We start from the raw sequence: 13304 nt of genomic DNA, 5'->3' as shown, positions 1-13304 counted from the left end.
GAGGCTGAACCGGCGGTGAAACGCGGATGAGCGAATCCTCATCGGGCGGTCGTCGTGTCCACTGGGGACGCACGCGCCGAACCCGCTGCTCCCAGGCTACGGGAAATTTTTACGTTCACCCGTTCGGCCCAGTGCATCCGGTGGTGTTCGGTGGCTAACGCTCGTACCTCGAGAAACGTGGGTAGTTGCCCGGATGCGCTCGGTAGCCGGTAGTTGATCATGGGGACGCAGCACACAGTCGGGTGGGCGGGGGCAACCGCGTTCGGGTGAGTCGTGGTAAAAAACGGATCCTGATCTGTTCCGCGGCAACACGGAGGGTGAGGCGAGCACTGGTGGCGATGAGCCCAGGGATCCAGCGATCCCAACGGTTCCTTCGACGGTCCTGCTTCCTCTGCCAGATCTCCACAAGCTTTCGCCGACCGTCACTCAGGAGTTCGTGAACCCCCGTGCAGAACAAAGATGACGCCGACAAGCCGTACGACAAGTCGATCCGGAAGCGGCTGACCCGGACCGTTCTCATCCCCAGCGTGACGCTGCTGGTGCTGTGGACCGCGCTGTCTTCGTACTTCTTCATCAACGGTCTCTACGTGCGCCTGGTCGCCGCGTCGGTGCGTGAGGTGTCCATTCCGGCCGCTACCGCACTGGCCGCGTTCCAGCAGGAACGCCAGACAGCCTTGCAGTACCTGGACAATCCGTCGGTCGGGCAGGCGCGGCTGCAGGACCAGCAGCGCGCCACCGACGAGAAGCTTTCCGCGCTGCAGGCCGCCTTCGATTCCACCATCTCCAGCGCGCCCGACGAGATCGCCACCAAGGTGAATGGGCTGAAGAGCCAGTTCGAGCAGTTGCCGGTGCTGCGCTCGCAGATCAACTTCCGCAGCATCGACCGCGGGCAGGTCAACGACTACTACAACGGCGTGCTGGACGCGGCGTCGAACCTGTTCGACACGCAGGCCCGCGTGGTGCCCGACGCCGAAGCTGCGCACGGTGGCGTCACGGCGACCATCGTGTTCCGCGCGGGCGACCTGATGTCGCGGGAAACCTCGCTTGTCTCGACCGCCTTCGCGGCCAAGGCCTTCGACCCCGACGACTTCGTCCAGTTCACCCAGCTGTCCGGCGCCTACCGCACGCAGCTGAGCCAGATCGAGCCGTTCCTCGACCCCGAGGTCCGTGCCCAGTACCAGGCGCTGACCGCGAGCCCGGCGTGGGACCAGCTCGCGAACGCCGAGGAGGCGCTGGTCAAGCGCGGCCCCTGGGCGGGCGCGCAGGCGAACAACCTGCCGGTGTCCGAAGCGGACTGGCAGAGCGCCGCGAGCCAGGTCGCGAACAGCCTCAACGACCTCGCCATCAAGCAGGCGGACAAGGTGTCCGCGGCCGCGATCGACTCCGGTGACGCCCAGCTGCGCAACGCCATCATCGGCAGCATCCTGGCGCTGCTGGCCTCGCTGGCGGCGATCATCGTCGCGGTGCGGGTGTCCCGCTCGCTCGTCGACCGCACGCTGATGACCCGCCTCGCCCGCCTGCGCGACGACGCGCTCGACCTCGCCCGCAACCGCCTGCCGCGCATCGTCGGCCGGCTGAAGGACGGCGAACCCGTTGACCTGAAACAGGAACTCCCGCAGCTCGACCACGGTCGCGACGAGATCGGCCAGGTGGCGGAGGCGTTCAACGCCGCCCAGCTCACCGCGGTCAACGCGGCGGCGAGCGAGGCCAAGGCCCGCAGCGGTGTGCACAACGTGTTCCTCGGCATCGCCCACCGCAACCAGGTCCTGGTCCACCAGCAGCTGCAGATCCTCGACGAGATGGAAAGCCGCGAGGAGAACTCGACGCAGCTGGCCTCGTTGTTCCAGCTCGACCACCTCGCCGCCCGCGCCCGCCGCACCACCGAGAACCTGATCATTCTCGGCGGCAAGCAGCCGGGCCGCCGCTGGCGCAAGCCGGTGCCGCTGATGGAGGTGCTGCGCGCCGCGATCTCGGAGACCGAGCAGTACGCGCGGGTCCAGGTCGAGCAGGTCGCCGACGTCGCCATCGTCGGCGTCGCGGTGGCCGACACCATTCACCTGATCGCCGAGCTGGTCGACAACGCGACCTCGTTCTCCCCGCCCGGTTCCCCGGTCGAGGTGACCAGCCGCCTGGTCGCCCGCGGTGTGGTGGTGGACGTGTCCGACCAGGGCCTCGGCATGAAGGACGGCGTCCGCCAGTGGGCCAACGAGATGATGGCCGAGGCGCCCGAATTCGACGCGATGGCCCTGCGGGCCGACTCCAGTCTCGGCCTGTTCGTGGTCGCGCGGCTGGCGAGCAAGCTCGGCATCACCGTCACCTTCGATCCGTCGCGGTACGGCGGCCTCCGCGCCACCGTGCTCATCCCCAGCCAGCACCTGGCCGGGAAGGAGACGGACCACCACGGCGAAGCGGAATTCGCGTCGCAGGAGGACAACGGGGTCCTCGCGTCAGTCGGCGCTCCGGCGTCACCGGTCCAGGCACAGGAAAGCTCCGCTCCGACGATGAACACGCCCAGCTCGTTCACCGACCAGATCCCGCTGAAGCGAGAGGTGAAGCCGAGGCCGTACCCGGCACGCGCGCACACCCCCGAATCCGGCACCCCGTTGGTGTTCACCGAGGCCAAGCACGCGGCCCCACCGGAGCCGCCGCCCGAGCCGCCGGTGGCCGACGACCGCCCGCGGCTGCCCCGGCGCGAGCCGCAGCAGAACCTCGTCGCCCAGCTCGAGCACGAACCGGACGACGACGTCCAGCAGTCGGTGGCACCGGGTGAGGGCACCGCGCGCACCCTCGCCGCGTTCCACAAGGGCACCCGTCGCGGCCGCGACGGGGACGCCGATTCGTAGTCCGCGACAGCACACGAAGTCCACATAGGAAAGTCAAGGTCTATCCGCATGAACGAGTACGGGAACGCCAAACCCGATCTCAACTGGCTGCTCGACGACGTGGTGAACCGGGTCGTCGGCGCGCAGAACGCCATCGTGCTGTCCGCTGACGGCCTGCTCATCGGCAAGTCGGCAGGCATGAGCAAGGACGACTCGGACCAGCTGTCGGCCATCGCGTCGAGCCTGCAGAGCCTGGCCAAGGGGGTGAGCAAGCAGTTCGCCCGCGGCGCGGTGCTGCAGAACATGATCGAGATGGAACTCGGTTACCTGTTCGTCTCCGCGGCCGGTCAGGGTGCCTGCCTCGCCGTGCTGGCGGGGGAGAACGTCGACGTGGAGATGATCGCCTACGAGATGAGCAGGCTGGTCAAGCGCGTCGGCGACTACCTCACCTCCGCTCCCCGTGAAGCCGCGCACGCCCTCCGGGAGGCCACGTGAGCGGGGAGGACGGCTGGTATGACGAGGCCGCCGGGCCGCTGGTCCGGCCATACACGATCACCAGCGGCCGCACCCCCGCCGAGACCGCCCAGCTGGACCTGTCCACGCAGGTGATGACCCTGCGGCAGGAGCAGGAACCGGCCGGGCTCGGCCCCGAGCACCAGGCGATCGTCCGGCTGTGCCGCAATCCGGTGTCCATCGCCGAGATCGCGGTGTACGTGAAGATCCCGCTCGGGGTGGTCCGCGTGCTGTGCGGCGACCTGATCGAGCGCGGTCTGGTGATCACCCGTTCCCCCACCCACCACCCGGCGCAGGCGCCGAACCTCGAAACTCTCCAGGCGGTTCTCGATGGCCTCATCAAGTACTGACGGCTCCGCGGCGGACAACGTCCCGACCCCGGTCAAGATCATCGTCGCTGGCGGGTTCGGTGCCGGGAAGACCACGATGGTCGGCTCGGTCAGCGAAATCCCGCCGCTGACCACCGAGGAGGTGCTGACCGAGGCGAGCGCCGGCGTGGACGACCTGTCCGGTGTGGAGCGCAAGCACACCACCACGGTCGCGCTCGACTTCGGCCGGATCACCATCTCGCCGCGGCACGTGCTCTACCTGTTCGGCACGCCGGGGCAGGCGCGCTTCTGGTTCATGTGGGACGACCTGGCGCGCGGCGCGATCGGCACCATCGTGCTGGTCGACACCCGGCGGCTGGAGACCAGCTTCGCCGCGATCGACTTCTTCGAGCGCCGGAAGATCCCGTTCATCGTCGCGGTGAACTGCTTCGACGCGGCACCCCGGTACGCCGCGGAGGAGATCCGCGAGGCGCTGGTGGTGCCGGACCGGGTGCCGATCGTGATGTGTGATGCTCGCGACCGTGACTCGAGCAAACTCGCGTTGATCCGCTTGGTGAAGCACGCGATGACGGTCCTGCCAGTACCAGCTTGATCCGTTGTGCGGCAAGGGAAGCGCTGGTGGTTCACCTGGATTTCGCAACGGCCTCCGGTGACACTTCGTGTCGGTGCGGGGTTGAACACTGTGTTGTCAACCCACACGGCGCAATTGGTTGGACCAGCCGGGTGCAGTTGATCAGTTGAATTCTCACCTGACTGCTACTCTTTGGCGCGTGGTCAATGGCTCGCCGTGGTTGTGTGATCAGGCAAGGGAAAACGGGAGCTATCCAGCACGCGGCCGGTTGTTCGGCGCGTTCCTGTGTGGAGCTTGGGCGACGGCGTGCGAGGCGCTCGAAGTGCCGCCGGACCAGGCTGCCTGGACCACGCGGCTGCTCGGCGCGGCGCTGCCCGCGTGGTCGGCCGACGTGATCGGGTCCACGCCGGACAAGCCTTCTTACGTTGCGGGAGACGGGTTCCCGGCCGAGATGTCGGTGAACTGGTCGAGCGGGCAGCCCGAGCTGCGGGTGCTGTTCGACTGCTTGGACGACGTGCAACACGGGCACAGCCTGATTTCCGCCGCGGCGCAGGGGGATGTTCGCGAGGGCATCCACCGGTTCTTCACGCCGGAGGCGGGCAGGCCGTCGTCGGCGCCGCTGTGGCACTCGGTGGCCTGGCGTCCGCCGTCGCGGCTGGTCCACAAGACCTACTTCGGGCTGTACGAATGGCCGGAGGACGAGCGGTACGCCGCGGTGGACGAGGCGATGGCCCGGCTGGGCATGGCCGCCGCCTGGGAAAACGCTCGTGCCCGGGTGGAAAACGCCGACGGGAAAAGGGAAATCGAGTTCTTCGCGGTCGACCTCGCCGGTGAGGCGGACGCCCGCGTGAAGATCTACTACCGCAACCACGGCGCCGACCTCGCCGAGGTGAACCGGATTGCCTCGACGGCACTGCGGCACGACACCGGGAGCGCGCTGGCCGCCTACCGCACGCTCGCTGGTTCCCGTGCCGACGCCGGTGACGCGGCGCTGAGCTGCCTCGCGTTCCGGTCTGGTGTGGACGGAGCCGACGAGTGCACCACCTATCTCCGGCTGTCCGACCTGGCCGCCGACGACCAGGAAGCGGTGGACCGCACCGCCGCGCTGCTCGCCGGTGAAGGCGTGGATCCCGCCCGGTTCCGCGCGCTGGCCGCTTCGCTGGCGCCAGGTGCCCTCGAGGACAGCCGGGGATTGCTGGAGCTGGTCAGCTACCGGGCATCCGGGCGGCGTGGTGACATCACCACGTACTTCCGGCTCCCGGTGTTCGAAACCTCCGCCGCCCGGCGGCTTTCGCCGGTTGATCTCGCGTAGCCGCACCGGGAAGATGATCATGCTTACCGCCACCGGAAGGAGCCGACCGTGAGCACCCAGGACGTGGACCGCATCGCCCGTTACAACGAGCAGCGGCAACAGGAGTACGCGTCGTCCGAGCTGATCCGCCTGCTGGCCGACGAGAACACCGCCGAGCCGACGAAGAAGGCGGTGCTGACCTACCTGCAGCCCTGGTCGAACGCCTTCCAGCGGATGATCAGCGCCCGCGTCACCTTCGAGTCCGACCCCGAGCTGCGCGCGCTCGCCCTGGAGCACCAGGAGGAGGAGATCGGGCACGACAAGATCCTGGCCAGGACCCGCGCGGAGGACAGGCGCCTGGTGTGGGACCCGGTCATCGAGTCGGGTGCGTCGTGGTTCGTCGACCAGTTCGCGATCCTGCCGAGCGTGCAGCGGGCGGTGCTCGCGCACCTCGCGCTCGAAGCGGGCAGCCTGGTGCTCAGCCAGGCTGGTACGAAGGCGTTCCCGGACGACCCGTACTTCGAACTGCACGACGAAGCGGACGTGGAGCACCTCGAGATGGGGTACCGCCTGCTGCGTGAGCGTTCCGATTGGACGGTGGACGAGCTGATCACCGTGCTGGACCGCGCGTGGCAGGTGATCGGCGTGGTGTCCGACCGCATCGCCGAGTGCGCGCGCCGGGACACCGCGGCGTGACGGCTGAGGCCGTCGCTGCCGAAAGCGCTCGTGCGTTCCAGGAGGCGTTCGGAGACCGGCTGACTGCCGTCTATTTGCTGGGAAGCCTTGCGTACGGCGGGTTTTCGCCCGCAGTGAGCGACATCGACCTCGCGCTGGTGCTCGCGGATTCGCGGGACGGCGATCGTGAGACCGTCGATGCGGTGTCCGAGGAACTGCGTGGGCGCGGCGGGATGTACGGGAAGCTCTCGGTTTTCTGGGCCTCGCTGGGCGCGTTGAGCGAAGGCCGAGACGACGGGCGTTTTCCCGCGCTGGATCGGCTTCAGTTGGCTGACCGCAGCCGGTTGCTGACCGGCGTTTCGGTCGAAAGCAAGGTGGCTCGTCCGGAGGCCGCGGAGTTGGCGCTGGAGAGCGCGCGGTTCGCGGTCGGTGTGCTCGCTACTGACGAGGTGGTCGCGGAGTTCCACCAGCCGCGCCGTCTGCTTTCGGATGCGGTGTGGTTCACGAAGGCTGTGTTGTTCCCGGTGCGTTTCCTGTACAGCGCCATGGAGTCCGGCGGCCGCGCGGCGACGAACGACGAGGCGATCGAGTGGTACCTGGCGCGGCAAGGGGCGCCGGGGAAGTCGCTGGTCGGGGTGGCCGCGGGGGTGCGTGCGGGGGAGCCGCTGGCGGTCGGGGCGGAGATCGCGCCCGAATTGCGCGAGTTGTACCGGTATTACCTTGACGAGGTGATGGCGCGGGTGGAGGACGCTGACCTTGTTGCCGCTTACGGCCGGTGGCGGGAGAAGTTGAGCTGAGTTCCGGAGGCCCGCCCCGTTTTGCGGTGAGTACAGCGAATCGGGGCGGGTTGACCGCGGTGCGCTCCAGCGCGGTGTCCTGACCGTCGTTCCGGGGCGGGGGATTGTTACCGGTTGCTGGTGAACCTCGCCAGGAGTGCCTCGGCTCGGGAGCCGATCAGGTGCATGCGGATCCGCTGCTCGTCCGGGTCGGTGTGGGCGGGGGACTGGGTGACCTGCCCCGGCCACTTCCGGTAGAGCAGGCCCGGGGTGGCGATGAAGTACCCGGGCGCCACGGCGTTCGCGGCCAGCAGGAGGCCGGTGTCCTCCGAAGCGGGCAAAGGGGACCAGCCGCCCAACATCAGGAGCAGGTCGCGCCGGAGGCACAGGGTGGTGCCGTGGACCGGCGGGCGGTGGTTGTGCGTCCGCCAGTGCCGGAGCACGCTGCCCGGCGCGAGCACGCCCTCGGCCGGGTCGTCGTCGAAAGCGGCGTGGCTGCCGTCCGGGAGCAGGTCGAGCGCTTTGCACGTGGTCCAGCCGAGCGACTCGTCGGCCAGTGCGGTGATCTCCCTGGCGAGCGCGCCCGGCAGCAGGAGGTCGTCGGCGTCGAGGTTCTTCACCAGTTCACCGCGGGCGCGGCCGGCCGCCATCGTGCGTGTGACACCGGGGCCGCCTTTGCGGTTGTGCCCGGGGCGCACGCGCGGATCGTCGGGCAGGCGCCCGGTGAGCAGGTCGCCGTCCCCGTCGGCCTGCACCAGCCATTCCCACGACCAGCCCGCCGGAAGCTCCTGCGCCGCCAGGGAACGGTAGGTCTCGTCCAGATGGGCCAGGCTGGGCGGGTGGACCGGCGTGATCACGCTGACCAGCCCTCGCTCGACTCCGGTGTGCACGCCTGAACTCTACAAACCCGCCAGCAGCGCGGCGAAGCCGTCGAGGTGGCGGGCGAGGCCGTACTCGAACAGGCCATCCAGGTCCGCCACCGTCTCTTCGGGGATCGTGGCCAGCAGCGGGAAGCGGCCGCTGTCGAGCAGGTCGCCGGTGCGTTCGCGCTGCGTCAGCCACCACCCGGCCAGCGTCACGCCCGTCTCCAGTTCCGTTTCGGCCTCCGCCGCCATGGCCCGCGCCGCGCTGACGACCAGCGAGTGCAGGGTGAGCGCTTCCCGGACCTTGATTGCCGCGTCAAGGCCGAGCCCGTCGAGCGCACGCAACGTCCATTCGGTGTGCGCCATCATGTTCGGTACCAGCAACGGCCGTGTGAACGAAAGCGCGCGGCAGCCAGAGGTGACGTCGGCTCAACGCCCAGTGCCCGCGGGCGACGAGTTCGAGCTTGGCCCGCCAGCCGTCCGGGTCGGGGCTGGGCAGGTCCAGCTCGCCGAACACCTCGTCGGCCATCTGCGTGACCAGCTCGTTCTTGCTCGCGATGGGCCGGTACAGGGTCATCGGCCCGGCGCCGAGGTCCGCCGCGATCCGGCGCATCGACACCGCGTCGAGGCCTTCGGCGTCGGTGATCGCGGCGGAGGATGTGCCCGCGGTTCACCCCACGCTGCGGCGTCGCGGCGGGCTGACGTTGCCTGGCCCGCGCGCTCACCACCGTGCCCGCGCCGACCTTCGCCTCGACCAGCCCGTCGTCGCGAAGCGCGGCCAGCACCGTCGATTTGCCCGGGCACGGCGACGAGGCCTTCTACCCGCGCGCCTACCAGGCCCCGCAGGACCTCGAAGCGCTGGCCACCGAACCGTCCCCGCTGGCGAAGATCACCATCGACGACTACGTGGAACACGTGGTGGCGGTGGTGCGCCGCGCCCGGCGATTCGGGCCGGTGAGCCTCGCCGGAGCCAGCCAGGGCGGGGTCACGGTGAGCCGCGTCGGCAACGTCATCCCGGACGAGTTGGCGCGCGTGGTCTACGTCGCCGCGTGGCGCTCGGCGGATCCGGCGGTGTTCGACGCGGTCAAGCAGTGCCTGGCCGCCGACTTCAGCGACGAGGACGTGAGCAGGCTGCTCAACCGGCTGGAGCCCGACGAAACCGCCGCGATCCCGGCGAGTGAGGCACGCGGCGAGGCGCACACCTGGGGCCGATTCCCCGTACCTACGTGCGGGACGTCGAGGCACCGCACGCCGGCCCGTTCGACCGGCCCGAACTGGTGGACATCGTCAGCGAACTGGCGTCCTAGAAGGGCACCACGGCGAGTGTCCACGCCAGCAGTGGCGCGAGCACGACCACCGAGCCGCAGTAGGCCAGCATCTGCCGCTGGAAGCGGACCTTGTCCGGCACCTGGGCCTGGGCGAGGATGATGATCCCGTTGGTGGAGAACGGGCTCACGTCGACCACGGTGGAGCAGAACGCGAGTGCGACCACCACCCCGGCGACGCTCAGATCACCCTGTTCCAGCAAGGGAAAGGCGAGCGGCAACGCGATGCCGAGCGTGCCGATGGACGAGCCGAAAGCCGACACCACACCGACCGCGAAGCACAGCAGCAGCGCGGCGAACAGCGGTGAGCCGAGCGAAGCCGCGGCGTCGCCGAGCATGGCGAGCGTGCCGTTTTCCTTCAGCACCGCCATGTAGCTGAGCATTCCGCACACCAGCACCACGGCGGACCAGTTCACGTTGTCGAACCCGGCCTGGTGTGCGGCCGGTGAGGCGAGCAGCAGCAGGGCGCCGATGACAAACGCGGCCACGCCCACATCCACCCCGGCCGCACCGGCGACGAGCAGCGCGAGCATTCCGGTCAGCGTCACGACGCGCATTGGCGTCACCTCGGTGCGCGTCGCGGCTGGGGCGAGTGTCGCAAGTGGACCACCGGTACCGCCGGGTGCCGGTGGTACCGCCGGGTTCTCGGCAGGCCGGAAGAGACCGCGGCCGAGCACGCCGAACAGCAGTGCCGCGATCAGCAGGTTCAGTCCGAAGGGGACGGCGAACAGCAGCACCGGGCTGACGTCGAACCCGGCGTTGGCCACCACACCGGTGGTGAACGCGCCGTAGACGGTGATCGGGGAGAAGGCCGTGGACAGCATGCCGTGCAACAGCATGCCGCCCATCAGCAGCGGGTGGATCCGGTAGCGGGCGGCGATCGGCATCGCCACCGGCGCGAGCATCGCGGCCGCGAGCACCGACCCGAGCGACATCAGGATCGCGGCCAGCGCGAACATCACCCAGGCGATCGCCCACCGCCGGCCGCGCACCAGCTGCAGCGACGCGGTGATGACCAGGTCGATCGTGCCGTTCACCTTCGCCACGCCGAACAGCAGGGTGATCCCCGCGACCAGGATGAACACGTCACCGGGGAAGAAGGTGAGCACCTCCTCGAGCGAAACCCCGGAGAGCGCGCCGACGCCGAACGCGGCGACGAAGGCGAGAACGCCCATGTTGACCGGCAGCGCCGTGGCGGTGGCGAACACCGCGGCGAGCACCACCAGTGAAACGGCGTGGACCATGGCTGACCCTTTCCGATCACGCGAGCCCGGCAGGGGCCACGTCACCATTGACGAGGTGTCGAAAGAGCGGGGGTTTCAGGCCGCGCGGGCCAGCACGTCCTTGATCAGGGCGACCGCGCCGGCGAGCGCGCGCTCGTCGATCCCGGTGGGCACACCGCGCGCGTGCAGGTACGCCACCAAGTCTTCGGTGGCGAGATTGCCGTGGGCGCCCGGCGCGAACGGGCAGCCGCCGTAGCCGCCGGCGGCACTGTCGAACCGGGTGATGCCCGCGTCCACCGCGGCGCTCACGGTGGACAGTGCCTGCCCGTGCGCGTTGTGCAGGTGCAGGCCGAACTCGGTGTCCGGCAACGCGTTCCGGACGAAAGCCAGTGACCGGGAGACCTGGGCGGGCGTCGCGGTGCCGAGGGTGTCGGCGAGCCCGATCCGCCGGATGCCCATGTCCGCGAAGCGCCGGGTCACGGCGAGCAGGGCGGACGGCGGGACATCGCCGTCGAAGGGGCAGACGAACGCCGTCGAGATCCCGCCGACAAAACGCACGCCGGGGTTTTCCGCGACGGCCGTGGCGATGTCGTCCACCGCCGCGTCGACGTCACGCCCGGCGTTGGCGCGGCTGTGCCCGGGGCTGGCCGAGGCGACCACGACGATCTCCTCGGCACCGGCTTCGACGGCCCGCCGCACCCCGCGCGCGTTCAACGCCAGCACGCTGTACCGCACGTTTTCGCGGTCCGGCAGGCGGGGCAGGAGCTCTTCGGCCCCGGCCATCTGCGGAACGCGCCGCGGATCGACGAACGAAGCCGCCTCGATGTGCCGCACCCCGGCGGCGACCAGGGCTTCGGCGATCCGGACCCGGCCGGCGACGGGCACCACGACCGGTTCGTCCTGCAACCCGTCGCGCAGCACCACGTCGGTGATCGTGACCGCCATGCTCAGACCACCTTCCGCTCGCGATACGCCGCCAGTTCCTCGTCGGTGAGGCCGAGCAGCCCGCCCAGCACCTCGTCGGTGTGCTCACCCAGCTCGGGGCCTGCCCACCGGACCTCACCGGGCGTGGCGGGCAGGTGGGGCACGACGCCGGGGAAGCGGATGTCCTCCGGTTCGCCGTCCACCACCACCTTCATCGGGCGCAGCATGCCGCGCGCCTGGTAGTGCTCGTCGGCCGCGATGGCGCGCGCGTCGTAGACGGGACCGGCGGGCACACCGGCTTCGCCGAGGATGCGGACGGCATCGGCCGCGCTGTGCCGGGAGGTCCACGCCGTGATCGCCTCGTCGAGCTCGGTTTCCCTGGCGTAGCGGGCATCCCCGTCGGCCAGGGTGGGGTCGGCGGCGAGGTCGTCGCGGCCCACGGCCGACATCAGGCGGCCGAAGGCGCCGCTGGAGTTGCCCGCGATCATCACCGACTGGCCGTCCGCGGCCGGGTACACCCCGCTCGGCACCACGCCGGGCAGGTTCCCGGCGGTGCGTTCGCGTGCCGTGCCGTAGGCGTCGAGGTCGGGGATGAGCGACTCCATCATCATGAACACGGATTCGTAGAGCGCGACGTCGACCAGGCGCGGCCCGGCGTGGGCCTGTCCTCTCGCCTTGGCCAGCAACAGGATCAGCGCGCCGACCGCGCCGTGCAGACCGGCGGCGGTGTCGGCGATCGGGGCGGCGGGGCGCACCGGCGGCCGGTCGGGATAGCCGGTCACGTGCCGCAGCCCGGCGAACGCCTCGGCGACCCCGCCGAAGCCCGCGCGGTCCCGGTACGGGCCGGTCTGGCCGTAACCGGAGATCCGCACCACGACCACCTCGGGATTGGCTTCGGTGAGCCGGTCCGGCCCGAGCCCCAGCCGTTCCAGCGCGCCGGGCCGGAAGTTCTCCACCACCACGTCGGTGTGCCGCACCAGGTCCAGCGCGATCCGGCGGCCTTCGTCGCCGCGCAGGTCGAGGGTGACCGACTTCTTGTTGCGCGCGATGGTCCGGAACAGCATCGACGTGCTGCCCCGGCTGCGCCGCCAGCCACGCAGCTCGTCCCCGGTGACGGGCCGTTCGATCTTGATCACCTCGGCGCCGAAGTCGGCGAACAGGCGCGTGGCGAACGGGGCCGCGATGAAGCTCCCCAGTTCGAGCACCCGGATTCCGGTCAGCGGAGCTTCGGCCACGATGCGGCTCCTTATCGAATAATGAGAAGCACTGTCATATACCGATAAGCACGGTAGGTGCAGTGGTCCCCTGACCGCAAGGGCCGATCGGGGTCAGCGGTACCGCAGCGCGCCTTCGAGCTGGTCCGCGACCTGCTCGACGAGTTCGCCGTACTGGGCGGCCGGGCCGTCTTCGCGCACGCGGAACACCGGCGCGGCCAGGCAGACGGCGGCGATCACGGCACCACGGAACCGCACGCCCGCGCTCACCGAGCACAGTCCCGGCGTGCGCTCGGAAACGCTCTCGAACACGCGCTCCCCGGTGTCGGCGAGCAGGGCCTTCGCCGCCGATCCCTTGGCGGACAACGGCAACACCGTGCCGACCGGCAGCGACGCGCGAAGCTCCTCTGTGGACTCCGCGCACACCACGCACAACCGGTCGTCGCCGCGGCGCACCCACAACTGCGCGGTCTCACCCGTTTTCGCCCGCAGTTCCTCGAGCACCGGCAGCGCGGCGACGGTGACGGCGGAGGAGGCGAACCGCGGACCGAGGTGGTGGCGCGCGTCGGCGTCGCGTTGCAGCAGGCCGTGCTTGACCATCGCGGTGACCAGCCGGTGCGCGGTCGGCACCGACAGGCCGACCGCGCGTGCCAGCTCGCTCGCGCCCATCGGGTTCGCCTCGACCACGTCGAGAATCGCCATCACCCGGTCGAGGACGCCGACGCCGGTTGCTTCCCTGTCCGCCACGGAGCACACCGTAACCGGTGGTGCGGGCGGC

The 13304-nt window shown here is 69.9% G+C and carries 14 protein-coding genes and 1 pseudogene; 8 read left to right on the top strand and 7 right to left on the bottom strand.

Annotated elements, in window-relative coordinates; all coding sequences use genetic code 11:
• Window positions 1-446: 446 nt before the first annotated feature.
• The 7 genes from A4R43_RS13330 to A4R43_RS13300 all read left to right on the top strand — a co-directional run bounded on the left by A4R43_RS13330 (window position 447) and on the right by A4R43_RS13300 (window position 6998).
• The gene (locus A4R43_RS13330; RefSeq protein WP_113692631.1) at window positions 447-2843 is read left to right on the top strand and encodes a sensor histidine kinase; all 2397 of its coding nucleotides are present in this window, start codon (window positions 447-449) and stop codon (window positions 2841-2843) included.
• A gap of 48 nt (window positions 2844-2891) precedes the next feature.
• On the top strand, window positions 2892-3317 hold the full coding sequence (locus A4R43_RS13325) for a roadblock/LC7 domain-containing protein (RefSeq protein ID WP_113692630.1): 426 nt from the start codon (window positions 2892-2894) through the stop codon (window positions 3315-3317).
• Window positions 3314-3685, top strand: a complete 372-nt coding sequence (locus A4R43_RS13320) for a DUF742 domain-containing protein (protein ID WP_113692629.1) — start codon at window positions 3314-3316, stop codon at window positions 3683-3685. The genes A4R43_RS13325 and A4R43_RS13320 overlap by 4 nt, the downstream gene beginning before the upstream one ends.
• Window positions 3666-4256 (top strand): GTP-binding protein, encoded by a 591-nt coding sequence (locus A4R43_RS13315; protein ID WP_113692628.1) that lies wholly within the window; start codon window positions 3666-3668, stop codon window positions 4254-4256. The genes A4R43_RS13320 and A4R43_RS13315 overlap by 20 nt, the downstream gene beginning before the upstream one ends.
• A gap of 178 nt (window positions 4257-4434) precedes the next feature.
• Window positions 4435-5547, top strand: coding sequence for a hypothetical protein (locus tag A4R43_RS13310; RefSeq protein ID WP_236808965.1), 1113 nt, complete (start codon window positions 4435-4437; stop codon window positions 5545-5547).
• Between the two features lie 48 nt (window positions 5548-5595).
• A complete protein-coding gene (locus A4R43_RS13305; RefSeq protein WP_113692627.1) occupies window positions 5596-6222 on the top strand; it encodes a hypothetical protein in 627 nt (208 codons plus the stop codon).
• A complete protein-coding gene (locus A4R43_RS13300; RefSeq protein WP_113697554.1) occupies window positions 6219-6998 on the top strand; it encodes a nucleotidyltransferase domain-containing protein in 780 nt (259 codons plus the stop codon). Before A4R43_RS13305 ends, A4R43_RS13300 begins: the two co-directional genes overlap by 4 nt.
• Before the next feature lie 107 nt (window positions 6999-7105).
• On the opposite strand, the gene A4R43_RS13295 is transcribed toward A4R43_RS13300, so the two are convergent.
• The 3 genes from A4R43_RS13295 to A4R43_RS43260 are packed head-to-tail and all read right to left on the bottom strand — an operon-like array spanning window position 7106 to window position 8453.
• Window positions 7106-7867: a glycosyltransferase gene (locus tag A4R43_RS13295; RefSeq protein WP_236808964.1), complete on the bottom strand. Its 762-nt coding sequence runs from the start codon at window positions 7865-7867 to the stop codon at window positions 7106-7108.
• A gap of 9 nt (window positions 7868-7876) precedes the next feature.
• Window positions 7877-8209: a TetR/AcrR family transcriptional regulator C-terminal domain-containing protein gene (locus A4R43_RS43265; RefSeq protein ID WP_205215326.1), complete on the bottom strand. Its 333-nt coding sequence runs from the start codon at window positions 8207-8209 to the stop codon at window positions 7877-7879.
• Window positions 8157-8453 carry a TetR/AcrR family transcriptional regulator gene (locus A4R43_RS43260; protein ID WP_205215325.1) on the bottom strand — a complete coding sequence of 99 codons (297 nt, stop codon included), beginning with the start codon at window positions 8451-8453 and terminating at the stop codon, window positions 8157-8159. The genes A4R43_RS43265 and A4R43_RS43260 overlap by 53 nt, the downstream gene beginning before the upstream one ends.
• A gap of 116 nt (window positions 8454-8569) precedes the next feature.
• On the opposite strand from A4R43_RS43260, the pseudogene A4R43_RS44755 reads away from it, so the two are divergent.
• Window positions 8570-9106: pseudogene (locus tag A4R43_RS44755) on the top strand (alpha/beta fold hydrolase); the annotation flags it as partial.
• A 37-nt stretch (window positions 9107-9143) separates the two neighbouring features.
• On the opposite strand, the gene A4R43_RS13285 reads toward A4R43_RS44755, so the two are convergent.
• The 4 genes from A4R43_RS13285 to A4R43_RS13270 all read right to left on the bottom strand — a co-directional run bounded on the left by A4R43_RS13285 (window position 9144) and on the right by A4R43_RS13270 (window position 13273).
• Window positions 9144-10409 (bottom strand): SLC13 family permease, encoded by a 1266-nt coding sequence (locus tag A4R43_RS13285; protein WP_113692626.1) that lies wholly within the window; start codon window positions 10407-10409, stop codon window positions 9144-9146.
• A 75-nt stretch (window positions 10410-10484) separates the two neighbouring features.
• The gene (locus tag A4R43_RS13280) at window positions 10485-11333 is read right to left on the bottom strand and encodes a hydroxymethylglutaryl-CoA lyase (protein ID WP_113692625.1); all 849 of its coding nucleotides are present in this window, start codon (window positions 11331-11333) and stop codon (window positions 10485-10487) included.
• Between the two features lie 2 nt (window positions 11334-11335).
• Window positions 11336-12547, bottom strand: a complete 1212-nt coding sequence (locus A4R43_RS13275) for a CaiB/BaiF CoA transferase family protein (protein ID WP_113692624.1) — start codon at window positions 12545-12547, stop codon at window positions 11336-11338.
• Window positions 12548-12640: 93 nt separating this feature from the next.
• A complete protein-coding gene (locus A4R43_RS13270) occupies window positions 12641-13273 on the bottom strand; it encodes an IclR family transcriptional regulator (protein WP_236808963.1) in 633 nt (210 codons plus the stop codon).
• Window positions 13274-13304 lie beyond the last annotated feature (31 nt).

Source organism: Amycolatopsis albispora (assembly GCF_003312875.1).
GTDB lineage: Bacteria > Actinomycetota > Actinomycetes > Mycobacteriales > Pseudonocardiaceae > Amycolatopsis > Amycolatopsis albispora.
Note: the sequence above shows the minus strand (reverse complement) of the source record. Positions and strands in the feature narration are given on the sequence as shown.

What these genes read in the sequence shown, in the direction of transcription:
- A4R43_RS43260 (WP_205215325.1), bottom strand. Translation starts at nt 8,453, where the DNA reads ATGCGCCGGATCGCGGCGGACCTCGGCGCCGGGCCGATGACCCTGTAC.
- A4R43_RS13280 (WP_113692625.1), bottom strand. Translation starts at nt 11,333, where the DNA reads ATGGCGGTCACGATCACCGACGTGGTGCTGCGCGACGGGTTGCAGGAC.
- A4R43_RS43265 (WP_205215326.1), bottom strand. Translation starts at nt 8,209, where the DNA reads ATGATGGCGCACACCGAATGGACGTTGCGTGCGCTCGACGGGCTCGGC.
- A4R43_RS13325 (WP_113692630.1), top strand. Translation starts at nt 2,892, where the DNA reads ATGAACGAGTACGGGAACGCCAAACCCGATCTCAACTGGCTGCTCGAC.
- A4R43_RS13285 (WP_113692626.1), bottom strand. Translation starts at nt 10,409, where the DNA reads ATGGTCCACGCCGTTTCACTGGTGGTGCTCGCCGCGGTGTTCGCCACC.
- A4R43_RS13315 (WP_113692628.1), top strand. Translation starts at nt 3,666, where the DNA reads ATGGCCTCATCAAGTACTGACGGCTCCGCGGCGGACAACGTCCCGACC.